The sequence below is a fragment of the Sphingomonas zeae genome (genome assembly GCF_014197135.1).
GTDB classification, from domain to species: domain Bacteria; phylum Pseudomonadota; class Alphaproteobacteria; order Sphingomonadales; family Sphingomonadaceae; genus Sphingomonas; species Sphingomonas zeae.
Genome location: NZ_JACIFA010000001.1, coordinates 320945 through 346076, shown reverse-complemented (window position 1 = coordinate 346076; position 25132 = coordinate 320945). Strand labels below are relative to the sequence as shown.

16 protein-coding genes are annotated in these 25132 nt (G+C 66.1%); 7 read left to right on the top strand and 9 right to left on the bottom strand.

The window, feature by feature from the left end; all coding sequences use genetic code 11:
* Positions 1-98: 98 nt before the first annotated feature.
* From GGR45_RS01600 to GGR45_RS01590, 3 genes are all read right to left on the bottom strand, one after another.
* A complete protein-coding gene (locus GGR45_RS01600) occupies positions 99-776 on the bottom strand; it encodes an HPP family protein (protein ID WP_175313715.1) in 678 nt (225 codons plus the stop codon).
* Positions 777-940: 164 nt separating this feature from the next.
* Positions 941-2032: a lactonase family protein gene (locus GGR45_RS01595; RefSeq protein ID WP_175313713.1), complete on the bottom strand. Its 1092-nt coding sequence runs from the start codon at positions 2030-2032 to the stop codon at positions 941-943.
* A gap of 93 nt (positions 2033-2125) precedes the next feature.
* Positions 2126-4606 (bottom strand): PhoX family protein, encoded by a 2481-nt coding sequence (locus tag GGR45_RS01590; protein ID WP_175313711.1) that lies wholly within the window; start codon positions 4604-4606, stop codon positions 2126-2128.
* Positions 4607-5047: 441 nt separating this feature from the next.
* Here GGR45_RS01590 and rplJ point away from each other — a divergent pair, with 441 nt between their 5' ends.
* The 3 genes from rplJ to GGR45_RS01575 all read left to right on the top strand — a co-directional run bounded on the left by rplJ (position 5048) and on the right by GGR45_RS01575 (position 6668).
* Positions 5048-5569, top strand: a complete 522-nt coding sequence (gene rplJ, locus GGR45_RS01585) for a 50S ribosomal protein L10 (RefSeq protein ID WP_175313710.1) — start codon at positions 5048-5050, stop codon at positions 5567-5569.
* A gap of 70 nt (positions 5570-5639) precedes the next feature.
* Entirely contained in the window at positions 5640-6014 is a 375-nt protein-coding gene (rplL, locus tag GGR45_RS01580) for a 50S ribosomal protein L7/L12 (RefSeq protein WP_007403895.1), read from the top strand.
* A gap of 216 nt (positions 6015-6230) precedes the next feature.
* Complete coding sequence (locus GGR45_RS01575) at positions 6231-6668, top strand: nuclear transport factor 2 family protein (protein ID WP_175313708.1); 438 nt, start codon at positions 6231-6233, stop codon at positions 6666-6668.
* A 223-nt stretch (positions 6669-6891) separates the two neighbouring features.
* Here GGR45_RS01575 and GGR45_RS01570 read toward each other — a convergent pair whose 3' ends face one another.
* The 4 genes from GGR45_RS01570 to rpoB all read right to left on the bottom strand — a co-directional run bounded on the left by GGR45_RS01570 (position 6892) and on the right by rpoB (position 16173).
* Positions 6892-7071, bottom strand: a complete 180-nt coding sequence (locus GGR45_RS01570; protein WP_175313706.1) for a hypothetical protein — start codon at positions 7069-7071, stop codon at positions 6892-6894.
* Between the two features lie 269 nt (positions 7072-7340).
* The gene (gene rpoC, locus GGR45_RS01565; RefSeq protein WP_175313699.1) at positions 7341-11627 is read right to left on the bottom strand and encodes a DNA-directed RNA polymerase subunit beta'; all 4287 of its coding nucleotides are present in this window, start codon (positions 11625-11627) and stop codon (positions 7341-7343) included.
* 31 nt (positions 11628-11658) lie between these two features.
* Complete coding sequence (locus GGR45_RS01560; RefSeq protein WP_175313698.1) at positions 11659-11973, bottom strand: hypothetical protein; 315 nt, start codon at positions 11971-11973, stop codon at positions 11659-11661.
* Positions 11974-11994: 21 nt separating this feature from the next.
* On the bottom strand, positions 11995-16173 hold the full coding sequence (gene rpoB, locus GGR45_RS01555; RefSeq protein WP_175313696.1) for a DNA-directed RNA polymerase subunit beta: 4179 nt from the start codon (positions 16171-16173) through the stop codon (positions 11995-11997).
* A 399-nt stretch (positions 16174-16572) separates the two neighbouring features.
* Here rpoB and GGR45_RS01550 point away from each other — a divergent pair, with 399 nt between their 5' ends.
* Entirely contained in the window at positions 16573-17796 is a 1224-nt protein-coding gene (locus GGR45_RS01550; RefSeq protein WP_175313694.1) for a hypothetical protein, read from the top strand.
* 133 nt (positions 17797-17929) lie between these two features.
* Here GGR45_RS01550 and typA read toward each other — a convergent pair whose 3' ends face one another.
* Both typA and GGR45_RS01540 read right to left on the bottom strand, forming a co-directional pair.
* The gene (gene typA, locus GGR45_RS01545; protein ID WP_175313692.1) at positions 17930-19771 is read right to left on the bottom strand and encodes a translational GTPase TypA; all 1842 of its coding nucleotides are present in this window, start codon (positions 19769-19771) and stop codon (positions 17930-17932) included.
* A gap of 259 nt (positions 19772-20030) precedes the next feature.
* Complete coding sequence (locus tag GGR45_RS01540; protein ID WP_246357987.1) at positions 20031-22985, bottom strand: M16 family metallopeptidase; 2955 nt, start codon at positions 22983-22985, stop codon at positions 20031-20033.
* 189 nt (positions 22986-23174) lie between these two features.
* On the opposite strand from GGR45_RS01540, the gene GGR45_RS01535 reads away from it, so the two are divergent.
* From GGR45_RS01535 to GGR45_RS01525, 3 genes are all read left to right on the top strand, one after another.
* The gene (locus tag GGR45_RS01535; RefSeq protein WP_175313690.1) at positions 23175-23894 is read left to right on the top strand and encodes an aspartyl/asparaginyl beta-hydroxylase domain-containing protein; all 720 of its coding nucleotides are present in this window, start codon (positions 23175-23177) and stop codon (positions 23892-23894) included.
* 75 nt (positions 23895-23969) lie between these two features.
* Positions 23970-24542 carry a NifU family protein gene (locus GGR45_RS01530; RefSeq protein WP_175313688.1) on the top strand — a complete coding sequence of 191 codons (573 nt, stop codon included), beginning with the start codon at positions 23970-23972 and terminating at the stop codon, positions 24540-24542.
* A complete protein-coding gene (locus tag GGR45_RS01525; RefSeq protein ID WP_175313686.1) occupies positions 24542-25132 on the top strand; it encodes a malonic semialdehyde reductase in 591 nt (196 codons plus the stop codon). The genes GGR45_RS01530 and GGR45_RS01525 overlap by 1 nt, the downstream gene beginning before the upstream one ends.

The following is a 25132-nucleotide window of genomic DNA, read 5'->3' as shown; positions in this document are numbered from 1 at the left end:
CGGTGTGATCGTTTGACGGAAAGGCCCGCCCCTCGTTGCGAGGGGCGGGCTTTTTTATTGGCTTCAGGCGAAGGTTCGCTCGTGCGCTTCGGCTTCGCTCAGCGTGAACGAGGGGTGGCCCTTGCCCGGGCATGGCGCTCGGCATGGGCGAGCAGCATGTCCAGATCCTCGCGCGCAATATCGAAGCTCTCGTGCATATCCTCCAGCGCGGCGTCGACATCCTCCGGCCGGATGCGCGAGGCATCGCCGCCGGGCGGGGCGAGCGCGGGTTCATGGGGATAGCTCCGCCCCGTCGCCCGGTGGAAGAACATGCCCAGCGCCACCAGCGCGATTGAGTTGATCGCCACCGGCGCGAAGGCGAAGGAAAAGCCGGCCGCATGGATGCCCTGGCTGCCGATGACGGCGGTCAGCGCGGCCGCGCCGCCCGGCGGATGCAGGCAGCGTGCCAGCGACATGACCAGGATCGCGCCCCCTACTGCGCACCCCGCCGCCAGCGGCAGCGAGGGGATGGCCTGGAACATCGCCACCCCGACGAGCGTGGACAGGACATTGCCGCCGACCACCGACCAGGGCTGGGCCAGCGGACTGGCGGGCACCGCGAAGACCAGCACCGCCGAAGCGCCCAGCGGCGCGACGATGATCGGCAGGTCGGGACCGAGTGCTGGCAGACCGCCGCAGACGATGATGGTCAGGGCGATCCCGATGACCGCCCCGACACAGGCGAGCAGACGACCGGACAGCGTGGCTCCGGCAAGCAGGGGTTGGAAGAAGCGCATGGCGGCCTATGAGGTTTGGCGTTTGATAAGCCCCTCCTCCCGGCAGGGGGGAGGGGTTTGGGGTGGGGGGTTAGCCGCACGCGATGGCCTCGGTGAGACACCGGCCCTCCCCCATCCCCTCCCGTTTACGGGAGGGGAGCGGATTGTGGCGAGCTATACGCGCTTTAGACTTCGGCTAGGAACACCACGCCCGGAATCGTGAGCCTGCGCCCGATCGCGGTCAGTCTTCCGTCCCGGCCGATCTGGAACGTGTTTACCGTCCCCGATCGCTCGTTCGCCACCAGCATCTCGCCCCGCCCTTCGCGCAGCAGGAAGAAGCGCGGCCAGTTCCCGCCGGTCGGGACATGCTGCACCACCCGAGGCTCGCCCCGGGCGTCGAGCGCGAAGACGGTGATGGTGTTCGCCCCGCGATTGGAGACATAGAGCGTCCGCCCCGCGCGATCGATCGCGATATGTGCGGCAAAGGACGGGCCGGTGGCCCCCTCGGGCAGCAGCGCGCGCTCGCCTACGGTGCGGAAACGGCCATCGGGCAGCGCTTCGAGCATGAAAAACCGCGTCTGCAACTCGCAAACCACATAAGCGCGCGGCAGGGTCGGGTGACGGACCATATGGCGCGGCCCGACGCCCGCCGGAGCCTGCCACGCGATCCGCTGGTCGGTGAGCGTGCGCGTCACCGGGTCGAAGCGATAGGCAAAGATCGCATCCGCCCCCAGATCGACCGAATGCAGCCAGCGCCGGTCGGGGCTGAACCCCACCCAATGCGCGTGCGGCCCGGCCTGACGCTCGGCATTGGGACCGGTCCCGCGATGCTGGAAGAGCTGCGGCTCACCCGGCGCACCCGTCCGCCGGTCCAGCCGATAGAAGGCGACCGAGCCGCTGGAATAATTGGCGACCGCCAGACAGGCCGAGGCGCGGTCGATCGCGACATGGCACGGGTCGGCGCCGCCGGTCGACACCCCGCCCCGCGCCGTCCAGTCGGGGCCATAGCTGGTCACCCGCCCCTCGGCCTGCTCGCGGAGCAGATAGACGCTGCCGTTCGGCCCGCCCGCGACGCCGTAAGAGGCGTTGACGATTCCCGTCACCGGCTGCGCCACATGCCCGTCGACGATCGGGTACAGCCCCTTGCCGCCCTCTTGGGCATAGGTGCCCGCGATCAACCGGTCCGCCGCCGCCCGCGCAAAGAGCGGTTCGCCCATGGCAGCCAGCCCCGTGGCCGCGACCGCTCCCGCCATCACCTCGCGCCGTGTCGTCGTCATACCGCGCCATCCTTTCGGCGGTTCTTGAACGCCAAAGGGGGCGGGAAGGCAATCACTTCCCGCCCCCTTCCGGGTCACGATGCGACCAGCGGATCAGATCGCGACGACGCCGCCGTCATTCTTGGTGATGACGATGGTGGCCGAGCGCGGGCGCACGGTCGCGGCGGCGCTGCCCGACTGGCTGTCGGGCCAGTTGCTGGTCGGCGCGGACGGGTTGGTCGCCCCCTCGCCCGGATGCTGGATGTTGACGAAGACCGAGGTGCCGTCCGGCGTCGAGTGGATGCCGGTGATCTCGCACTGTTTCGGCCCGACCAGGAAGCGCTTCAGGGTCACGCCCGGCGCCTTGCCGATGCGGGTGGTGACGGTGGCCGAGGCCCCGCCCGCGCTGCTCGTCACCTGTCGCGTACCGCCGTCGCCGACCCGGCCGGGGATCGCGGCCAGCATCATGCAGTTGGTCACGTCGGTGAACGCGCCGTCATCGGTCTGAATCCACATCACCGGCGTCTGCTGACCCGCGACATTGCTCGGCAGGCTGAACCACAGGCCGTCGGGCGAGGAGAAGTCGTTGGTCGCGTCCAGGCCCGACAGGTTGATGTTGGTCGCATCCAGATCCGCGCCCGCGCCAAAGGCGTACACGTCCCAGGTGAAGCTGGTCGCCTCGGTCGTATCGCCGGTTTCGCGGATGCGGATGATATGGCCGTTGCGGTTGCCGACCGAGGTCGAGGGCGGATCGACATAGGCGCGCGGGTTGGCCGCATCGACGGCGGTGTTGCCGCTCGAGGCGACCGGCTTGCGCGAGGCGTTGTTGGTCAGCGTGCAATACATTTCGCCGGTCGCCGGATTGACCGCGGTCCATTCGGGCCGGTCCATCTTGGTCGCGCCCAGCGCATCGCCCGCCAGACGCGTGTTGATGAGGACATCGGCCTGATCGGCGAAGGGATAGATGCTGTTCGACGCGTTCAGCCCGTTCTGGCCGAACACCAGCGGCATCCATGTGCCGGTGCCGTCGGCGTTGAACCTGGCGACATAAAGCGTGCCGGTGTCGAGATATTTGTCGCCCACCGCCAGGCGGTCGGAGGCGCTGGCGTCCGAGGCGCTCCACGGCGTCGCCGACACGAATTTGTAGATATATTCGTTCTGCGCATCGTCGCCCATGTAGAAAGCCGGACGGACGCCCGCGATCATCCGGCCGCTCTGGCAGCCCTCATGGTTCATGCGGCCCAGCGCAGTGCGCTTGCGCGGGGTGGAGGCGGGGTTGAACGGATCGATCTCGACCACCCAGCCGAACTGGAACGGTTCGTTGCGGAAGTCCGCCGTACCGTCTGCCGCCAGCGCGGCATTGGCGGTCGCGTTCCAGCGGCGATAGATGGTGCTAGACGAGTCCGACGGCGTGACGGTGGCCCAGTTGTAATTGCCGTTGCGCGGTTCGCTGATGCCATAACGCGCCAACGAGACATTTTGCTTCGGCGTGGTTGCCGTGCGCACCGCCGCATCGCCCGAGAGGCGACGGAAATAGCCCACCCAATTCTCTTCGTTGGTCAGGTACGTGTTCCACGCCATCGTGCCGTTGGCGCAATTGTTGATCGTGCCGCGCCCGCTGGTGCCATCGGTCGAATAGGCGGTCTTCAACCAGGCGGCGCCCTTCGCCGGGCCGCTGAACGCCATCGGCGTGTTGGGCGTGATGCGGCGGTTCAGGGCCGACGACTGGACATAGCTCCAGGTGCCATTGGTGCGCGTCACCTCGATCACCGAGACGCCGTGGCACTCGATCTCCTTGATCGCCTCGCTTTCAGCGCGGGGCGCTGGCGACGGGCCGTTCACGTGCAGATATTGCTCGCTGATATTCTCATGGTTGAGCACCAGCAGGCCGCGCGTGCTGTTGTTCGGATCGGGATTGTTGCCCGACGCCGCCAGGCCGAAATAGCTCATCCCATCATGATGGTCGCCCGCACGCTGAGCGAAGTTCGTATCGGTGCCGTTATTGGCATAGGCAGCGACGCCCGCGGCGATCGGATCGCCCAGCCGATAGAGCACGCTGACACTATAGCCCGCAGGCACCGTCACCACATCCGCCAGGCTGTGCGGCACGGCGGTGAAGTCGAGCGCGATCGGCGTGACGGTGACGGTCACGCTGTTGTTGGTGATTAGGCCATCGCGGCTGGTGATCTCGAGGTTGAAGGCGAGTTGCGTCGCGGTCGCCACGGCGGGTGCGCGGAAGGACGCGACCAGCTGGTTGGCGTTGGTCAACGTGACCGACGGTCCGGCCGTCTGGCTCCAGTTGACATTGGCCACCTGCCCGCTGGCGACCGTACCGGTCAGCGTGACCGGACGCCCCGCTGCGACGCTGGCGGTGCTGCCCGCCGCCGTAGCCGTGACCGCCTGCGGATTCTCGTCGTCGCACCCGGCCAGCAGCGCACCGCCGAACAATGCGGTCGTCATCGCCGACACGCCGTGACGCAGCGTCTGACGGCGCGACAGGCGGGTGGCAATCAACTCGCTCATATGCGTGTTGGCAGAGCGGTTGGTATCGATATCGCCATCGTCATAGGCGACCATGCTATTGATATCCGACATGGAAAATCCCCCGGCGCCGCTTGGGTCGAATGCGGCCTCGGGCCGCTCTTTGCCGCGCGACCAAGTCACACAGGCTTCATTTCCGCGTCATGCCCGTGACGGATGGATGACCATATGATGACGCCGACTTCATGACGCCGATCGACTTGACTCGCACCCCTGATCCGCCTAAGCGCAGCCCCGCATCCGGATGGGCTTGCCCGTTCGGATTCCGTCCAAGACAGCAGGTGCCGGGGAATATGCCCTGGCTTAATCTCCTGCCGAGACGGGGAAAAGGATTTTGCCGGTCGCTCCAGCTCGCTGGTCCCGCCCGGTCTGCCCCGCGTTTCCATACGCGTCGGTTGCCCATTCCCCATCGCTGGACACCCCGAGGGGTGGTCACACCCCCCGGTCAAGCAACCGGGATGGTCGTTCGCGGCCGTTCCAACCATGGAGAATGGCATGGATCGCGATCAAAAGACCCAGGCCGTCGCCGAACTGAACCGTAACTTCAACGAGGTCGGCGTGGTGGTCATCACCCGCAACCTCGGCATGACCGTCGCCCAGTCGACGGCCCTGCGCACGAAGATGCGGGAAGCCGGCGCGTCCTACAAGGTCTCGAAGAACCGGCTTGCCAAGATCGCAGCCCAGGGCACCGACTATGCCGGTGTCGCTGACATGCTGACGGGTCCCGTCGGCATTGCCAGCTCGATCGATCCCGTGGCCGCCGCCAAGGTGGCCGTGGACTTCGCCAAGACGACCGACAAGTTCGAGATCGTCGGCGGATCGATGGGTGCGAACGTCCTTGATGTCGCAGGCGTGCAGGCGCTGGCGACTCTGCCCTCGCTGGACGAGCTCCGGGCGAAGATTGTCGGCCTCATCGTGGCACCCGCCACGAAGCTGGCAACCATCACCCAGGCTCCCGCGGCGCAGATCGCCCGCGTCCTCGCGGCTTATGCCGACAAGGACAAGGAAGCCGCCTGATCTTCGGGCGTACACGATTTGAACTGACACACTCGGGCCACTTCATCCGGCCCGTATTGGAGATAAGAACATGGCAGACCTGAACGCGCTGGTTGACCAGCTGAGCGAGCTGACCGTCCTCGAAGCCGCTGAGCTCTCGAAGATGCTCGAAGAGAAGTGGGGCGTCTCGGCCGCCGCTGCTGTTGCTGCGGCTCCTGCCGCTGGCGGCGCTGCTGCTCCGGCCGCTGAAGAGAAGACCGAATTCGACGTGATCCTCACCGGCGACGGTGGCAAGAAGATCAACGTCATCAAGGAAGTCCGCGCGATCACCGGCCTGGGCCTGACCGAAGCCAAGGCGCTGGTCGAAGGCGCTCCGAAGCCCGTCAAGGAAGGCATTGCCAAGGACGAGGCCGAGAAGATCAAGAAGCAGCTCGAAGAAGCCGGCGCGACCGTCGAGCTCAAGTAATCGGACTGCGGGGGGCAACCCCCGCACCCGTTCGCTTGGCGAGCTACAGAAAGGGCGGCCCCTTTGCGGGGGTCGCCCTTTTCTTTTGGCCCGTTGCAGAATACGCGTTCGACGCCTTGCCCAGCCCCTCTCGCCCGCTGAAATTGCCGATCACGAGCCCCTTGCGCGCCATCCCGAACTCGACTGGAATAGCGTCAATTCAACGGGGGATCAGAGATGAGTCTTTGGGCGGTCGGGCTGGTGGCGGTAGCGGGAACGGGGATGATGCCCTTGGCGGCTGCGCAGGACGCGCCCTTGCCCGCGCTCGTCGAACGATTCGAAAACGCGCGGACCCAGTTCGATGCGGCGGCGCTCGGCAGCACGCTCGCCCCCGACTATGAGGAAATCTCGCCGCTCGGCGATGTCGACAGCCGCGCGCGCGTCCTGGGCTATTACGCGCCCGAGGCCAGGCGTCCGGCGCCGCCCATGACCAGTTCCGATATCGTTGTCCACGCCCAGGGGTCGATGGCGCTCGTCACCGCGCGGCGTTCGATCGCGCTGCCCAACGGCACGACACGCTCGCTACGCGCGCGCTATGTTGCCCGCTTGGAGCGCGGCGCCTGGCAACTTGTGTCCGCGCAATACACCCCGATCCCACCTGCCAAGGCGCCGTGATCGGCCGGGCGGTACCTTCGGGCACTCAGGGCGTGATGACAACGCATCGGTCCGAGCAAGCCCCTCCTCTTCAGGAGAGGGGATGATTCCCGATCAAGATCACGACGACTATGACCTGGCCCGGATCACGCGGCGATGAGAGCATGATATGGGGCTGGCACCTTCACGGTCTTTGCGGGCGTTTCTTCCATAGAGAAAGGGAGCCGAATGGCCCCCTTCCCTGTCACTCCGCCGGTTCGATCACGCTGCCCTCTGCGGGCTGGCTGTAGACCCGGTCGAGATAGTGGTTGGCGATGATGTAATGCGCTCGAACCGCCGCCGGGTGGGTCGCCTTCTGGGCCAGTTCGAGTTCGGTTTCGGCACGCTGGTAGAAATAGTCTTCATCAATCTCGGGGGACGTCATTTCAGGTCTCCGGGGTCCCATCGATGCGCCAATAACCCGCGCATTTCCGGGATCTTCTCCAATGTTCGTATATGGTTGGGAGGGCGTTTCAGTTCCATTCCAACGGCCTTGCGCACCCTCCATTCGGCGCAATTCCGTCATTTTCGTCGCAACGCCGGGCTGCCTATGGGAGCCGGTTTCGGCCACCTCAATCGATAAGACGCCATCCATAAAAAGCCGCCGCCCGGTTGCCCGGACGGCGGCCCTTTCATTTCGATCCGTCAGCTGGATCAGTCGTTCAGATACTCACCGGCATCGGCATCCGTGCCGTGGCCCGAGGGTGCGACCTCGGCCAGCGGATCGCTGCCCGTGCCCGCATCCTCGCGCGGCGAACGTGCGTTTTCCGCCGCCCGCTGCTCGGCCGCGCTCACCGGCGCGATGATCGCCTCGGCCAGCTTGCGCTGCTGTGCGCGCAGTGCCGCGTCACGGCTGGACGCCGCCACGCGCAGACGGTTCATGCCCGCACCGGTACCGGCCGGGATCAGGCGGCCGACGATGACATTCTCCTTCAGGCCCATCAGCGTGTCCTGCTTGCCCTGGACCGCCGCCTCGGTGAGGACGCGGGTGGTCTCCTGGAACGACGCCGCCGAGATGAAGCTGCGGGTCTGCAGCGACGCCTTGGTGATGCCGAGCAGGACGGGCTTGCCCTGCGCACGCGCCTGGTTCGGCTCGAGCTTGTCGTTGATCGCGTCCATTTCCTCGCGATCGACCTGCTCGCCCTTCAGCAGCGTGGTGTCGCCGCCGTCGGTGATCTCGACCTTCTGCAGCATCTGACGAACGATCGTCTCGATGTGCTTGTCGTTGATCTTCACGCCCTGGAGACGATAGACTTCCTGGATTTCGCTGACCAGATATTCGGCCAGCGGCTCCACGCCCATCGTTTCCAGAATGTCGTGCGGATCGGGCGAGCCGCCGATCAGGTTGTCGCCACGCTTGACGTAGTCGCCTTCCTGAACGTCGATCACCTTCGACTTGGGCACCAGATACTCGACGACCTCGCCGCCATCCTCGGGCTGGATGCCGATCTTACGCTTCGCCTTATAGTCCTTGCCGAACACGACACGGCCCGAGACCTTGGCGATGATCGCCGAGTCCTTGGGAACGCGTGCTTCGAACAGCTCGGCGACGCGCGGCAGACCGCCGGTGATGTCGCGGGTCTTGGCCGACTCGCGAGCGACACGGGCCAGAACGTCACCGCCCTGCACCTGCGCACCGTCCTCGACAGAGAGCGTCGCACCCGGCGCCAGCATGTAGCGACCGGCCTCGCCCGAATTGTCGTCGAGCAGGGTCATGCGCGGACGCAGATCCTCCTTTGACTTGGTCGAGGCGCGATATTCGGTGACGACGCGCTGGGCGATGCCCGTCGCTTCGTCGACCTGCTCGGTCAGGGTCTTGCCCTCGATGAGGTCCTGGAACTTCACCGTGCCGGGGTTTTCCGTGATCACCGGCATGGTGAACGGATCCCACTCCGCCATGCGGTCGCCCTTCGAGACGATATGACCATCGTCGAACAGCACATACGCACCGTAAGGGATGCGATCGACCGACAGCTCGCGGCCGTCCATGTCAACGATCGCGATCTCACCCGAACGGCTCAGCACCACGCGACGGCCACGCTGGTCGACGATCAGACGCAGGTCGCGGAACTGGACGACACCGTCCACCGCCGCTTCCAGGTTCGACTGTTCGTTCAGCTGCGCCGCGCCACCGATGTGGAAGGTACGCATGGTCAGCTGCGTGCCCGGCTCACCGATCGACTGCGCCGCGATGACGCCGACCGCTTCGCCGATGTTCACCGGCGTACCGCGAGCCAGGTCACGGCCATAGCATTTGCCGCAGACACCGATCTTCGATTCGCAGACCAGCGGGCTGCGGATCTTGACCGACTGGGTGTTCGCCGCCTCGATCCGCGCGACCATCGGCTCGTCGAGCAGGACGCCCGACGGGATGATGACTTCGCCGGTCTTCGCGTTGACGATGTCCTCGGCCGTGGTGCGGCCCAGGATACGCTCGCCAAGCGACGCGATGGTCGAACCGCCCTGCACGATCGCCTTCATCTCCAGGGCGCGGGTCGTGCCGCAATCCTCTTCGATGATGACGCAGTCCTGGCTGACGTCGACCAGACGGCGGGTCAGATAGCCCGAGTTCGCCGTCTTCAGTGCCGTGTCGGCCAGGCCCTTACGCGCGCCGTGGGTCGAGTTGAAATATTCAAGGACGGTCAGACCTTCCTTGAAGTTCGAGATGATCGGCGTCTCGATGATCTCGCCCGACGGCTTGGCCATCAGGCCGCGCATACCCGCCAGCTGCTTGATCTGGGCGGGGCTACCACGCGCACCCGAGTGGGCCATCATGTAGATCGAGTTGATCGGCTTTTCGCGGCCGGCCATCGGGCCGTCCTCGTAATGCCGGACCGCCTTGATCTCGTTCATCATCGAGTTCGCGACCTGGTCGCCGCAACGGCTCCAGGCGTCGATCACCTTGTTGTACTTCTCCTGCTGCGTGATCAGGCCGTCCTGATACTGCTGCTCGAAGTCCTTCACCTGATCGCGCGTCTCATCGACCAGACGATCCTTGTCCGGTGCGATGATCATGTCGTCCTTGCCGAACGAGATGCCGGCGCGGAACGCGTGACGGAAGCCCAGCGACATGATCGCGTCGGCGAACAGCACGGTCTCCTTCTGGCCGGTGTGACGATAGACCTCGTCGATCACCTCGCCGACGTCCTTTTTGGTCAGGACGCGGTTGACGATGTCGAAGGGCACCTTGTGGCTCTTCGGCAGCGTCTCGCCCAGCAGCATACGGCCCGGCGTCGTCTCGAAGCGCTTGAGATACTGGTTGCCCTGCTCATCGGTCTGCGGGACGCGGCTGATGATCTTGGTGTGCAAGGTGACGGCACCGGCGAAGAGGGCCTGATGGACCTCCTCCATGTCCGCCAGCATCATGCCTTGGCCCGGCTCGTTCTGCTTTTCGAGCGAGAGATAATAGAGACCCAGCACCATGTCCTGCGAAGGCACGATGATCGGCTTGCCGTTCGCGGGCGACAGGATGTTGTTGGTCGACATCATCAGGACGCGGGCTTCCAGCTGCGCCTCGAGGCTCAGGGGCACGTGCACGGCCATCTGGTCGCCGTCGAAGTCGGCGTTGAACGCCGAGCAGACCAGCGGGTGAAGCTGGATCGCCTTGCCCTCGATCAGCACCGGCTCGAACGCCTGGATGCCCAGGCGGTGGAGCGTCGGCGCGCGGTTCAGCATGACCGGGTGCTCGCGGATCACCTCGTCCAGGATGTCCCAGACTTCCTTGCGCTCCTTCTCGACCCACTTCTTGGCCTGCTTCAGGGTCATCGACAGACCCTTGGCGTCCAGACGCGCGTAGATGAACGGCTTGAACAGCTCGAGCGCCATCTTCTTCGGGAGCCCGCACTGGTGCAGCTTCAGCTCCGGACCGGTCACGATGACCGAACGGCCCGAATAGTCGACGCGCTTACCCAGAAGGTTCTGACGGAAGCGGCCCTGCTTGCCCTTGAGCATGTCGGACAGCGACTTCAGCGGACGCTTGTTGGCACCCGTGATCGTGCGGCCGCGACGGCCGTTATCGAACAGCGCGTCGACCGCTTCCTGCAACATGCGCTTTTCGTTGCGGACGATGATGTCCGGCGCACGCAGCTCCATCAGCCGCTTCAGGCGGTTGTTGCGGTTGATGACGCGGCGATACAGGTCGTTCAGGTCCGAGGTCGCGAAACGACCGCCGTCCAGCGGCACCAGCGGGCGCAGCTCGGGCGGGATGACCGGAATGACTTCCAGGATCATCCATTCGGGACGGTTGCCCGATTCCAGGAAGCTCTCGACAACCTTCAGGCGCTTGATGATCTTCTTGGGCTTCAGCTCCGACTTGGTCGTCGCCAGCTCTTCGAGCAGCGCGACCTTCTCGCCTTCCAGGTCGAGATTTTCGAGCATGATGCGGACCGCTTCCGCGCCGATCCCGGCCGAGAAGGCGTCCTCGCCATATTCATCCTGCGCGTCGAGCAGCTCGTCCTCGGTGAGAAGCTGATACTTCTCCAGCGGGGTCAGGCCCGGCTCGATGACGATATAGGCTTCGAAGTACAGCACGCGCTCGAGCTGCTTCAACTGCATGTCGAGCAGCAGGCCGATGCGGCTGGGCAGCGACTTCAGGAACCAGATGTGCGCGACCGGCGCGGCCAGTTCGATATGGCCCATCCGCTCGCGGCGGACCTTCGACACCGTAACCTCAACACCGCACTTTTCGCAGACGATGCCCTTGTACTTCATGCGCTTGTACTTGCCGCACAAGCATTCGTAATCCTTGATCGGACCGAAGATGCGCGCGCAGAACAGGCCGTCACGTTCCGGCTTGAACGTGCGGTAGTTGATCGTCTCGGGCTTCTTGATCTCGCCGAACGACCAGGAACGGATCTTGTCGGGCGACGCGATGCCGATCTGAATCTGGTCGAAGGTTTCCGGCTTGGCCACCGGATTGGCGAAGTTGGTCAGTTCGTTCATGATGTAATCCTAACCGCTGAAGATTGGCGACTCAAAGTTGGTCGCGACAATCTCTAACCTTTTGATCGGGAACCCGGACTTGCTTACGATCGTCGAGATAACGGTCCGTATCGGACTTCAACTCAGCAGCGACTTGAGCTTCCGCTTTACCGATCTTCTTACCCTCGTACAGCGCTCGATCGACGAAGGTTTTCGCCGCTTCGATCACAGCGGGGTAAGACGGATTGTGCTCACTAATGCGCTGCACGGATAACGCTGTCATCGCTTGCGCGCATGATAGTGCCATCTGATAATCGCCCTGCTGTTGCGGCTGAGAACAGCCGCAACAGCACAGCATCACAGTCAACGCAAAAGCGCGTCTCACAGGTTACTCCGCCGCCTCGGCCAGACCGTCGTCCTGGGCGTCTTCCATCGACTTCAAATCGACGTTGAGACCCAGCGAGCGCATTTCCTTGACCAGCACGTTGAAGCTCTCCGGGATGCCCGCCTCGAAGGTGTCGTCGCCCTTGACGATCGCTTCGTAGACCTTGGTGCGGCCGACCACGTCGTCCGACTTCACCGTCAGCATTTCCTGGAGCGTGTACGCCGCGCCATAAGCCTGCAGCGCCCACACTTCCATCTCACCGAAGCGCTGGCCACCGAACTGCGCCTTACCACCCAGCGGCTGCTGGGTAACGAGCGAGTACGGCCCGATCGAACGCGCGTGGATCTTGTCGTCGACCAGGTGGTGGAGCTTCAGCATGTAGATGATGCCCACGGTCACCTTGCGGTCGAACTGATCGCCGGTGCGCCCGTCGAACAGGTCCGACTGGCCCGAGGTGTGCAGACCGGCCAGCTCCAGCATCTCCGACACGTCGCTCTCGCGCGCGCCGTCGAACACCGGGGTCCCCATCGGCACACCGGTGCGGATGTTCTGGACCAGCTCGGCCACTTCCTCGTCGTCACGCGCCTGGATGTCTGCGGCATAGTGATCGCCGTAGATCTCCACGAGCCGCGCCTTGACCGCTTCCGGCACCGCGCCCGGCTTGGCGTCGGGATTGGCTTCACGCCAATCCTCGAGCTGCGCCGCGACCTGCATACCCAGGTTGCGCGCCGCCCAGCCCAGATGCGTCTCGAAGATCTGACCGACGTTCATGCGCGACGGCACGCCCAGCGGGTTCAGCACGAGATCGACCGGCGTACCGTCTGCGAGGAAGGGCATATCCTCCTGCGGCAGGATGCGGCTGATGACGCCCTTGTTGCCGTGACGGCCGGCCATCTTGTCGCCCGGCTGCAGCTTGCGCTTCACCGCGACGAAGACCTTGACCATCTTCAGCACGCCCGGCGGCAACTCGTCACCGCGCTCCAGCTTGTCGCGACGGTCATGGAACTTGTCCGTGATCCGCTTGGCGGCTTCGTCATACTGCGCCTTGACCGCTTCCAGATCGCTCTGGCGCGCGTCGTCGGCGACGGCGAACTTCCACCATTCGTGACGATCGACCGATTCCAGCACCTCGGCATCGATCACAATGCCCTTCTTGACGCCCTTGGGCGCGGCGGTGGCGGTCTGGTCGAGCAGCATCTCGCGCAGGCGGCTCCAGGTCGCCCGGTTGAGGATCGTGCGCTCGTCGTCGGCGTCCTTCTTCAGACGCTCGATCTCCTCGCGCTCGATCGCCATCGCGCGCTCGTCCTTGTCGATGCCGTGGCGATTGAAGACGCGCACGTCGACGATCGTACCGGCCACACCCGGCGGCAGGCGGAGCGAAGTGTCGCGCACGTCGCTGGCCTTTTCACCGAAGATCGCGCGGAGGAGCTTTTCCTCCGGCGTCATCGGCGATTCGCCCTTCGGCGTGATCTTGCCGACCAGGATGTCGCCCGGCTCCACCTCGGCCCCGACATAGACGATGCCCGCCTCGTCGAGGTTGCGCAGGGCTTCCTCGCCGACGTTGGGGATGTCGCGAGTGATGTCTTCCGGCCCGAGCTTGGTATCGCGCGCCATGACTTCGAACTCGTCGATATGGATCGACGTGAACACGTCGTCCTTCACGATCCGCTCGGAGATGAGGATCGAGTCTTCGTAGTTATAGCCGTTCCAGGGCATGAACGCGACGAGCGCGTTGCGGCCCAGCGCCAGCTCGCCGAACTCGGTCGAGGGACCGTCGGCGATCACGTCACCGGCGTTGACCACGTCACCCACCTTCACCAGCGGACGCTGGTTGATGCAGGTCGACTGGTTCGAGCGCTGGAACTTCATCAGCGTGTAGATGTCGACGCCCGACTTGCCCGCATCGACCTCGCCGGTCGCGCGAACCACGATACGCGCCGCATCGACCTGGTCGACGATACCGGCCCGCTTTGCCGCGATCGCCGCCCCCGAGTCACGCGCCACGGTCTCTTCCATGCCGGTGCCGACGAAGGGCGCTTCCGCCTTCACCAGCGGCACGGCCTGACGCTGCATGTTCGAGCCCATGAGCGCGCGGTTGGCGTCGTCGTTTTCCAGGAACGGAATGAGCGAGGCGGCGACCGAGACGAGCTGCTTGGGGCTGACGTCCATCAGGGTGATCTGATCGGGCAGCGCCATCAGGAATTCGCCCGCCTGGCGCGCCGAAACCAGCTCCTCGACGAAGCGGCCTTCCGCATCCGTCGCGGCCGAAGCCTGGGCGACGGTGTGCTTCTGCTCTTCCATCGCCGACAGGTACACGACCTCGTCGGTTACCTTGCCGTCGATCACCTTGCGATACGGCGTCTCGATGAAGCCGTACTTGTTGACGCGGGCGAAGGTCGACAGCGAGTTGATCAGACCGATGTTCGGGCCTTCCGGCGTCTCAATCGGGCAGATGCGGCCATAGTGCGTCGGGTGAACGTCGCGGACTTCGAAGCCCGCACGCTCACGCGTCAGACCGCCCGGCCCGAGCGCCGAAACGCGACGCTTGTGCGTCACTTCGGACAGCGGGTTGGTCTGGTCCATGAACTGCGACAGCTGCGACGAACCGAAGAACTCGCGCACCGCGGCGACGGCCGGCTTGGCGTTGATCAGGTCGTTCGGCATCACGGTCGACACGTCGACCGACGACATGCGCTCCTTGACCGCACGCTCCATGCGCAGCAGGCCGACGCGATACTGGTTCTCCAGCAGCTCGCCCACCGAACGCACGCGGCGGTTGCCGAGATTGTCGATGTCGTCGATCTCGCCCTTGCCGTCCTTCAGGTCGACCAGCGTCTTGACGACCGCCAGAATGTCCTCGGTGCGCAGCGTCGTCACCGTGTCCGGGCAGTCGAGGTCGAGACGCATGTTCAGCTTGACGCGACCCACGGCCGACAGGTCGTAGCGATCGGGATCGAAGAACAGGCCGGCAAACAGCGCTTCGGCCGTCTCCAGCGTCGGCGGCTCGCCGGGGCGCATGACGCGGTAGATATCCGACAGCGCCTGCTCACGCTCCTCAGCCTTGTCGGCCTTCAGCGTGTTGCGGATCCACGGGCCGGTCGCGACATGGTCGATGTCGAGCAGTTCGATCGTGTCGACGCCCGCCTTGTCCAGCGCCTCGAGATTCTCTGCGCTGATCTCGTCACCGGCTTCGACGTAGATCTCGCCGGTCTGCTCGTTGATGAGGTCATAGGCCGAGTATCGACCGAAGATTTCCTCGGTCGGGATCAGCAGTTGGCTGAGGCCGTCCTTGGCCGCCTTGTTGGCGGCACGGGGGCTGATCTTCTGGCCGGCCGGGAACACCACCTCGCCCGAATTGGCGTCGACGATGTCGAACATCGGCTTGGCGCCGCGCCAGTTCTCGGCCTGGAACGGGATCTTCCAGCCGCCGTCGCCGCGCACGAAGGTCAGGCGGTTGTAGAAATAGTTGAGGATCTCTTCCGAGTTCATGCCCAGCGCATAGAGCAGCGCCGTCACCGGCAGCTTGCGCTTGCGGTCGATACGGACGTTGACGATGTCCTTGGCGTCGAACTCAAAGTCCAGCCACGAGCCGCGATACGGGATCACGCGCGCCGCGAAGAGGTACTTGCCCGAGGCATGGGTCTTGCCGCGGTCATGGTCGAACAGCACGCCCGGCGAACGGTGCATCTGGCTGACGATGACGCGCTCGGTGCCGTTGATGAAGAAGGTGCCGTTCTCCGTCATCAGGGGCATGTCGCCCATGTAGACGTCCTGCTCCTTGATATCGATGACCGACTTGGCTTCCGTGTCGGGATCGACCTCGAACGCGGTCAGGCGCAGGGTGACGCGCATCGGCGCGGCATAGGTGATGCCCCGCTGGCGGCATTCCTCGACGTCGAATTTGGGGTCTTCGAGGACGTAATCGTCGAAGTCGAGATAGGCGGTGCCGGCGAAATCCTGGATCGGGAAGACGCTGCGCAGCGTCTTTTCCAGCCCCGAGACATGGCCCGTGGACTTGTCCGAACGCAGGAACTGTTCGTAGCTTTCGCGCTGAACCTCGATCAGGTTCGGCATCTGCACGACTTCGTGGATGTCGCCGAATACCTTGCGGATACGCCGCTTGGCGGTGCCGCCATCGCCCTTGCGGGGGGCGGAGCCGCTGTCGATCGCCTTGGTTGCCATGGGTCTGTCTGCCTCGTCAGCCATAAATCACTGCCCGGATGCCTCCGGGCCAGACGCAACGACAGACGCCGAAAGGCCGCGCGCAAGTCTCTGCGGCGGCATCCGGCGTCCGTTGAACCAGCCATCTTCCATTCGACCGACACGCTGCGCGAAGGCGCGTCATTTCCCGAAGATGCTGGTGAGTGATCGCGATATAGGCACGCGGCCCCCTTGTGTCAAACCGACGCACGCGCCGCCGCGATCAAAGTTCCCGTTGGCGTGGCGCTTGCCACATATTGGCCGCATATGGCGTTACAGTATGGGGTTGCATCCGCCGGGCCTACCGGGCACGGCTGGTGCGGCCGGGTCTGGAACCCGGACGGCCGGTGAAGATTGTAGTTACCACGAGGAATGCATTTCATGACATCGTCCGGGCCGCGTCGCGCCGCGCGCCTTCTTGCCCTGACGCTGGTGCCGGTGCTCGCCCCGCTGCCTGCCGCTGCCGCCCCGTTTCAGACCACGTCGCAAGATAGCGACGCCGCGCGCCCGTCGACCGGGGGGTTGGACGGGTTCAGCCTGACCCCGCGCATTTCGAATCCGCAGCTCAATCCGACCCCGGTACCGACCCCGCCGCCGCCGCGCCTGGTCCTGCCCGGCCAGACCGCGCCCCAGGCGACCCCAGCCGCGACCCCGACGCCGCGCGCCACCCCGGCCGCCCGGCCAACCCCGCGCGCCACGCCCACACCGGCGCCCAACCCGACTCCGGTCGAGACGCCAGCGCCCTCGCCCGAGCCGCCTGCCACGCGCCTGCCCGACCGCGACGCGCAGCCGGCCAGCGGGACCGTGCCAGGCGTGGACGGCGTGATGATCTCCAACGAACAGGCCCCCGCCATCGCCGCGCCGGGCACGGTCGCCCCCGAACGGAGCGAGGCGGATCGCGGCCTGCCTTTCTGGCCGATGCTGATCGGCACGGGCCTCGCCGCGCTGGCCATCGGCATCTGGCTGGGCCGTCGCAGCCGCAAGGTTCCGGCGCTTCCGGCACCTACCCCGCGCGCCGCCGCCGATCCTGTCGAGCCGCGATCCCCGCCTGCGCCGGCTCCCGACGCAACTCCGCGCGCACAACCCGTGCCGCCCCAGCCTGCCGTCCCGTCGCTACCGCCCGAACCCAGCTTTTTGTCGATTCAGGCCCGGCCGCTGCGCGTCGGTCTGAACATGCTATCCGCGACGATCGAGGCCGAGGTGACGGTGCACAATAGCGGCGCGACGCCGATCGGCCGGGTCGTGGTCGACCTGCGATTGCTCAGCGCGCATGCCGGGCTGGATGCGCAACTGGTCGAACTCGCCCATCAGCCGCAAGGCCGGCCGATCGTCCCGCCTTTCGCACTGGCGCCGGGCGAGAGCCGGACCGTCCGCGGTGTCACCGCCCTCCCGCGTGAGGCGATCCATGTGATCGACGCGGCGGGCCGCCCGATGTTCGTGCCGATTCTGGCTGCCGCCGCACACACCGACTGGGGCGTGGCGCGCTGCGCCTATGCGGTCGGCCTGGAGCGCACCGATTCGTCCAAGCTGTCACCGATCTGGCTCGATCAGCCCGGGCGGATGTACGATCAGGTCGCCGCAAGGCCGCACGTGATGCGGGGGTGATTTTGGGCGAGGTCGGGGCGTGGGCTTCGACTTCGCTCAAGCTGAACCGAGGTCGGAATTGCGCGTCCCGAGCAGCACCGGCCCGTGGCCCAAAGAAAAGGGGCCGGACGTTTCCGCCCGGCCCGTTCCCTAATTAAGCTGCCTTCGCGCGAGCCGCGCGCTTGCGCTCGTTCGGGTCGAGATAGCGCTTGCGCAGACGGATCGACTTCGGGGTCACTTCGACCATTTCATCGTCGTCGATATAGGCAATGGCCTGTTCCAGCGTCATCTTCTTCGGCGGGGTCAGGCGGATGGCGTCGTCCTTGCCGCCCGACGCGCGGAAGTTGGTCAGCTGCTTCGCCTTCATCGGGTTGACCTCGAGGTCATCCGTCTTGGCGTTCTCGCCGATGATCATGCCCTCATAGAGCGCCTCGCCGTGACCGACGAACAGGATGCCACGCTCCTCGAGCGGACCCAGGGCGTAGCCCTGCGCTTCGCCCGCGCCGTTCGAGATCAGGACGCCGTTCTTGCGGCCCTCGATCTTGCCCTTGTGCGGGCCGTAACGCTCGAACAGGCGGTTCATGATGCCGGTGCCGCGCGTGTCCGACAGGAACTCGCCGTGGTAACCGATCATGCCGCGCGACGGTGCCGAGAAGGTGATGCGGGTCTTGCCGCCTCCGCTCGGACGCATGTCGGTCATCTCGGCCTTGCGCAGGTTCATCTTCTCGACGACCGTGCCCGAATATTCCTCGTCCACATCGATGATGACGGTTTCGTACGGCTCGGTCTTCTTGCCGTCCTCGTCCTCGCCGAACAGCACGCGCGGGCGGCTGATGCCCAGCTCGAAGCCTTCGCGGCGCATCGTCTCGATCAGAACGCCCAGCTGGAGTTCGCCGCGACCGGCGACCTCGAAGCTGTCGCGGTCGTCGCTCTCGGTGACCTTCACCGCGACGTTCGATTCCGCTTCGCGCATCAGGCGGTCGCGGATCATGCGGCTGGTCACCTTGGTGCCCTCACGACCTGCCATCGGCGAGTCGTTGACCGCGAAACGCATCGACAGCGTCGGCGGATCGATCGGCTGCGCCTGGAGCGGCACGGTAACGCTCGTGTCGGCGATGGTGTTCGCCACGGTCGCGACGGCGAGGCCCGCCAGCGAGATGATGTCGCCCGCCTTGGCTTCCTCGACCGGAACGCGGTCCAGGCCGCGGAACGACAGGATCTTCGACGCACGGCCGGTCTCGATGACATTGCCATTGGCGTCGAGCGCGTGGATCGCCTGGTTCAGCTTGACCGTGCCCGAGTTGACGCGACCGGTCAGGATGCGACCCAGGAAGTTGTCGCGGTCGAGCAGCGTCACCAGGAAGGTGAAGGGCACGTCCTCGACTTCCACCTTCGGGGCGGGAACGTGGTTCACGATCGTCTCGAACATCGGGATCAGCGTGCCTTCGCGCGCGTCCATGTCGGTCGAGGCATAGCCGTTGCGGCCCGAGGCGTAGAGGACGGGGAAGTCCAGCTGTTCGTCATTCGCGTCGAGCGAGACGAACAGGTCGAACACTTCGTCCAGAACTTCCTGGATACGCGCGTCGGCGCGGTCGACCTTGTTGACGACGACGATGGGCTTCAGGCCCAGCGCCAGCGCCTTGCCGGTCACGAACTTCGTCTGCGGCATCGCGCCTTCCGACGAGTCGACCAAGAGGACGACGCCGTCGACCATCGACAGGATGCGCTCCACCTCGCCGCCGAAGTCGGCGTGGCCGGGGGTGTCGACGATGTTGATGCGGATGGATTCGTCGCTGCCCGGCGGAGTCCAGTCGACCGAGGTCGGCTTGGCGAGAATGGTGATCCCGCGCTCCTTTTCCAGGTCGTTGGAGTCCATCGCGCGCTCTTCGACGCGCTGGTTGTCGCGGAAGGTGCCCGACTGGCGGAACAGCTGATCGACCAGGGTCGTCTTGCCATGGTCGACGTGCGCGATGATCGCCACGTTGCGGAGGCTCATGCAAATTTCTCTTGTTCGGAGGGTATGTCGCCGCGCGCCATAGCCGAAAGCCAAGCAAAGCGAAAGGGCGGCGCGGTTATTGCGCCGCACAAATGTCGTTGGCGGATAAAACGTGCGGGCAAGCCAGTGGTTCCTCCCCGGCACGGGGAGGGGGACCAGACGCAGGCTGGTGGAGGGGGCGTGCCGCAAAGTTGGTCCTGTGAGGAAGCCCCCCTCCACCGCCGCTTCGCGACGGTTCCCCTCCCCTTGCAGGGGAGGATTACTTCGCCTTCGGAACCACCTTCAGCGTCCAATCCGTATCGGGCCGCAGATATTTCGCCGCGACCGCTTGCAGGTCCGCCGGGCCGATCGACACGAAATCCTTCGCCAGCCGGTGGGTCGCCTCGATCCGCTTCGGATCATAGGCCGCGCCGCCCAGCCGCTGCATCCAGAACATGTTGCCCGAGGCCATGCGCGCCAAGCGCTGCGCCATGGGACGCTTGATCCGTTGCAGTTCGTCGGCATCGATCGGCTTGGACGCCAGATCGGCCGCGATCGAGCGCGCGGTCGTCAGGAAGAAGTCGACCTTGTCGGGCGCGACCATGCCGATCGCGATCATCCGCCCGCCGCTGGGAAGGCCGATCGGCCATTGGCTGGCGACCTGCGGGCTGTAGCTCGCCCCCGCCTGCGAGCGCAGCCGATCGAACAGCCGGTCGGCAAAGACCTGCGCCAGCACGTCCAGCCGGTTACGGACCTGATCGCCCGCGGAACCGCCGCCGGTCGGCCAGGCGATCACCGCCGCCGCCTGGTCGGCCGGGCCGGTATGATAGCGGACGACCGGCGTCGTGACATGCGCGGGGAAGCGGATCGGAGGCACCGGGCCGGTATCCGCTCTGCGCGCCGGGATCGCGCCGAAGCTGGCCGCCACCGCCTTGATCGCGTCGTCGGCCTTCACATCGCCGAACACCGACACCTCGATCGGGCCGGAGGCGAGCAGCGGTGCCCAGAGCGCCTTGAACGCCTGGGGCGTGGTCGCCGCCACCACATCGCGTGGCGGCGTGCCCCAGCGCGGATCGCCGTCGCGCAGCAACCGCTCGAGATCATGGCCCAACACCCCGTCGGGCGAGGAGTCGAACCCGTCATAGCCCGCCAGCATCGCCGCCTTGGCCCGGTTGACCGGCGCCGCGTCCCAGCGCGGCGCGACCAGCTTGGCCGCCATCAGTTTCAGGTTGTCGGCATAATCCCCGGGCGAGGACAGCGCGTTGAACGCGAAGGCATCGTCGTCGATGTCGAAGTCGAGCCCCATGGTCCGCCCGGCGGTCAGCCGGTCGAGATCGCCCTGGTCGAACTTGCCGATCCCGCCCGCGACCAGCGCCAGGTCGGCGGCCCAGGCCGGGCTCTCATGGGTGGCGGGCAAAGCGTCGTAACCACGCCCGAACCGAACGCGCAGGTACACGCGCCCCGTCTCGCCGTCATTGGCGAGCAGCAGCAGGCGCACGCCATTGGCGAAGGTCACCCGCTCCAGCCCCAGATCGGACACCGTCTCGCGCGACATGACCTTACCCGGCGTGCCGAGCTTGGGAAGTTGGGCGAAACTGACCGCACCCTGTCGGCGGCGCTGCTCGGCGAGCGGTCGGACATCGGCCTTCAGGGCGGCGGTCAGCCTGGCGACCGCATCGGGCTGCACGGTGCGGGTGTTGACCAGCCCCCGGGTCGCGGTGCCCTGGAAGATCTTGCGGGTCGAGGCCAGCACCGTGTCGGGGGTGAACATCTTGGCCGCCACCGCCTGTTTGAAGATCTGGTAGCTGGTTTCGGGCGCGGTCACCGTTTCGCGGATGTCGAGCGCGCCGACCATGTCGTCCGCCTGTTTCGACCCCGCCTCGACCCGTGATGTCTCGACCTGGTTGCGCAGGATCGCGTCGTAATCGGCCAGTTCGCGGTCGATTTCCCCTTGGGTCGGCGGGGTCGCCATCGCGTCGGCGATGACCGCGCGCACGTCCTTCAGCGCGGCTTCCCAATTGTCGCCCAGCGGCACGACATTGACCGTCGTCATATTGGCCGAGCGCGACACGTCGTCGAGCGCGACGGCGGCCTGCAGGAAGCTGCCCCCGGCCCGCGCCCGATTCTCTAGACGGCGGCTGATGAGGCGGGCGGCGACCATGTCGACCATCCGCTTCTGGTTGAAGATCGCGGTGTCGTCCTGATACTGCCAGGGGCGCAGCACCGCCATGGCGACGACCGGCGGCATCGACGGCTCGACCAGCGCACCCGCGACCGGCGCATCGGCCTTGGGCTTGCCGAAGTCCGGGTCGGGCGGATTGGGGCCGACGCCCTGCCAGCTGCCGAAATTCTTGGTGACCAGCTTGGCCAGCAGCAGCGGGTCCATATCGCCCGAGATGATGACAGTCGCGCGTTCGGGACGATACCAGCGGTCGTGGAAGGCGCGCACCGTCTCGGGCGTCGCAGCCTCCAGCGTGGCGAGCTGGCCGATCGGCGAGCGTTCGGCCAGCGGCTGTCCCGCAAAGAAGGTCTCGCGCAGCTTGTCCGAATAGCGGACCTGCGGCCCCGGCTGCTCGCGCCGCTCGGCCAGCACCACCGGGCGCTCGGCATTCAGCGATTGGGCGGTCAACGAGGGTGCGGCCATCATGCCGCTGAGAATCTTCAGGCTCTCGTCCAGCCCCGCCTCGGTCGCGCCGGGCAGGTCGAGTTGATAGACCGTCTGGGTCGGCGTCGTCGACGCGTTGGAGTCCGAGCCGAAGGTCGCGCCCAGCCGCTGCCAGATGCGCTTGGCCTCGCCGTCGGGCACGTGCTGCGATCCGCGGAAGGACAGATGCTCGATCAGATGGGCAAAGCCCCGCTCGGGCGCCTGTTCGTTGAGCGAGCCCGCATCGATCCGCACCCGCACCGCCACCTGCCCCGGCGGCACGCCGTTGCGGCGGACCGCGAAACGCAGGCCGTTGGCCAGTCGCCCGAACTTCCACATCTTGTCCTGCGGCAGGTCCGATCCCTTGTAGAGCCAGGGAGTCTGGTCGACGCCGGGGATCGGCGGCAGCGGAGCCAGCGGATCGGCGGTCGCGCCAGGGGGGGGCGCCACGCTGGCGGGCACCGGCATCCCCTGGGGCACCGACCGATTGTCGGTCTGGCTGGGGCCGGGCACCTGGCCGATGACGGGAATCGCCAGCCCGAGAAGGACCGGCAGAGCAAGGTTGCGCATCGCGCGGGACGGAAACGCCATGCCCCCCTCTTAACCCGCCGGACACCGGATCGCCAGCCGCCCCTAAATTGCCCCAATGCGGCGCTCTTGGGCGGCCGAACGCCATCATTTCGACCCAGTGGCGGGGTAGCCGGGGAACGCTGATCCTGCGTCACAAGGGCCGTCGATGCCTAGGGCGCCAAGGGTCGGGCCGGGGATGTTCGGAACGTGATGACCAAGTCGATCAAGGCCAGTGCCCAGCGTCAGGGACCGGCCACAATATGGCACAATTCGGGCGGGGCCGAGCGGCCCGCGCGCCCTGTCCCGACCCTGGTCGCCGCCACGCCCAGCCTGCCCTCGCCCCCCGCCCTGCCCCATCCCGCGCTGGCCGGTCTGTGTCGCATGTTCGATGGCGCGATCGCCGGCTCGTCGCTGGTGCCGAACGCACCGGTGCTGGATGTCCGCGATTTCGGCTGGACCGCCGGCCTGCGTCGGCAATGGCGCGCCATCCGGGACGAGGCGCTGGCGATGACGGGTCCGATGGCGACAAGCCTGATCGTGCCCCTGCCGTCCGGGGGCGAGACGGCGAATCGCTGCCCCATCGCGACCGCCGCGCTGGCTGAGGTGCCCGGGCTTCACGACGCGGCCTTCGCGCTGCTGGGTCCCGGTGCGCATGTCGCGATGCGGCGCGGGACGACCAAGGCATTGCTGACCTGTCATTTGGGGCTGGCCGTGCCGCGTGACGGCGACGCGCGGATGCGGGTGCGCGACAGGATCGTCCGCTGGGCGGAGGGCGAGACGCTGATCTTCGACGACACCTATCCGCACGAATTGTGGAACGAGGCGGCAGCCGCGCGGATCGTCCTGCGCCTGCGCTTCGCCCGTCCTCTGCGCCAGCCGGGCCGCGCGCTCGCCGACGGCATGCTTCGCCTGCTGGGCGGAATAGCCTGATAGATTGCAGCCGGGAAACGCATCCTTTCCCGCCACCTGCTTGATCCGCGCCCCCGGCCGGGCCACATGGAGCCCATGCTGATCGAGACCGAACCGACGCCCAACCCGGCGACGCTGAAATTCCTGCCCGGCCGCAAGGTGATGGACAGCGGTACCCGCGACTTCGCCTCGCCCGAGGAAGCCGCCGCCAGTCCGCTGGCCGAGGCCATCTTCGATCTGGGCGATGTCACCGGCGTGTTCTTCGGCCGCGACTTCGTCTCGGTCACGGTAGCCCCCGGTACGGACTGGGCCGATGTGAAGCCCGACTTGCTGGGCATATTGCTCGATCATTTCTCGGCGCAGATGCCGCTGTTCAAGCAGGGCGCGGCCGATTTTGCCGTGCCGTCCGAGGAAGCATCGTTCACCGACGATCCCGAGGATGCCGACATCGTCGCGCAGATTCGCGAACTGATCGACACGCGCGTGCGACCGGCCGTCGCCAATGACGGCGGCGATATCGTCTATCGCGGCTTCGACAAGGGCAAGGTCTATCTCAAGATGCAGGGTGCCTGCGCCGGATGCCCCTCGTCCACCGCGACGTTGAAGAACGGTATCGAGCAGTTGCTGCGCCACTATGTCCCCGAAGTGACCGAAGTCAGGGCGGTCTGATGAACCCGATCGACGATGTCAGCCTGGACCGGCTGTTCCGCGAGGGGCGGACCTTCAACCATTATCTGGACAAGCCCGTCGGCGAGGACGAGATTCGCGCGCTGTGGGATCTGATGAAGATGCCGCCGACCTCGACGAACCAGAGTCCCGCCCGGATGGTCTGGTGTCTGAGCCAGGAGGCAAAGGACAAGCTGGCCGACTGCGCAACGGGGAGCAATCCGGACAAGATCCGCGCCGCCCCCGCCGCCGTCATCATCGGCATGGACGTGAATTTCCACGAATATCTGCCCCAGCTCTTCCCGCATGTGGATGCGAAAAGCTGGTTCGACGGCAATACCGAACTGCGCGAGGCGTCGGCCTTCCGCAACAGCTCGCTCCAGGGCGCCTATCTGATCCTCGCCGCACGCGCGCTGGGGCTGGATACGGGCGCGATGTCGGGCTTCGACCAGGGCGCGGTGGACAAGGCGTTCTTCGCCGATCAGCCGGGGGTACGGTCCAACTTCATCGCGACCATCGGCTATGGCGACCCGACCAAGCTGCACCCGCGCAACCCGCGCCTGGCATTCGAGCAGGCCAACCGGATCGTCTGA

Bases quoted from the DNA above. Each gene is read 5' to 3' on its own strand.
- GGR45_RS01600 (WP_175313715.1), bottom strand. From the start codon at position 776: ATGCGCTTCTTCCAACCCCTGCTTGCCGGAGCCACGCTGTCCGGTCGT.
- GGR45_RS01595 (WP_175313713.1), bottom strand. From the start codon at position 2,032: ATGACGACGACACGGCGCGAGGTGATGGCGGGAGCGGTCGCGGCCACG.
- GGR45_RS01590 (WP_175313711.1), bottom strand. From the start codon at position 4,606: ATGTCGGATATCAATAGCATGGTCGCCTATGACGATGGCGATATCGAT.
- rplJ (WP_175313710.1), top strand. From the start codon at position 5,048: ATGGATCGCGATCAAAAGACCCAGGCCGTCGCCGAACTGAACCGTAAC.
- rplL (WP_007403895.1), top strand. From the start codon at position 5,640: ATGGCAGACCTGAACGCGCTGGTTGACCAGCTGAGCGAGCTGACCGTC.
- GGR45_RS01575 (WP_175313708.1), top strand. From the start codon at position 6,231: ATGAGTCTTTGGGCGGTCGGGCTGGTGGCGGTAGCGGGAACGGGGATG.
- GGR45_RS01570 (WP_175313706.1), bottom strand. From the start codon at position 7,071: ATGACGTCCCCCGAGATTGATGAAGACTATTTCTACCAGCGTGCCGAA.
- rpoC (WP_175313699.1), bottom strand. From the start codon at position 11,627: ATGAACGAACTGACCAACTTCGCCAATCCGGTGGCCAAGCCGGAAACC.
- rpoB (WP_175313696.1), bottom strand. From the start codon at position 16,173: ATGGCAACCAAGGCGATCGACAGCGGCTCCGCCCCCCGCAAGGGCGAT.
- GGR45_RS01550 (WP_175313694.1), top strand. From the start codon at position 16,573: ATGACATCGTCCGGGCCGCGTCGCGCCGCGCGCCTTCTTGCCCTGACG.
- typA (WP_175313692.1), bottom strand. From the start codon at position 19,771: ATGAGCCTCCGCAACGTGGCGATCATCGCGCACGTCGACCATGGCAAG.
- GGR45_RS01540 (WP_246357987.1), bottom strand. From the start codon at position 22,985: ATGGCGTTTCCGTCCCGCGCGATGCGCAACCTTGCTCTGCCGGTCCTT.
- GGR45_RS01535 (WP_175313690.1), top strand. From the start codon at position 23,175: ATGACCAAGTCGATCAAGGCCAGTGCCCAGCGTCAGGGACCGGCCACA.
- GGR45_RS01530 (WP_175313688.1), top strand. From the start codon at position 23,970: ATGCTGATCGAGACCGAACCGACGCCCAACCCGGCGACGCTGAAATTC.
- GGR45_RS01525 (WP_175313686.1), top strand. From the start codon at position 24,542: ATGAACCCGATCGACGATGTCAGCCTGGACCGGCTGTTCCGCGAGGGG.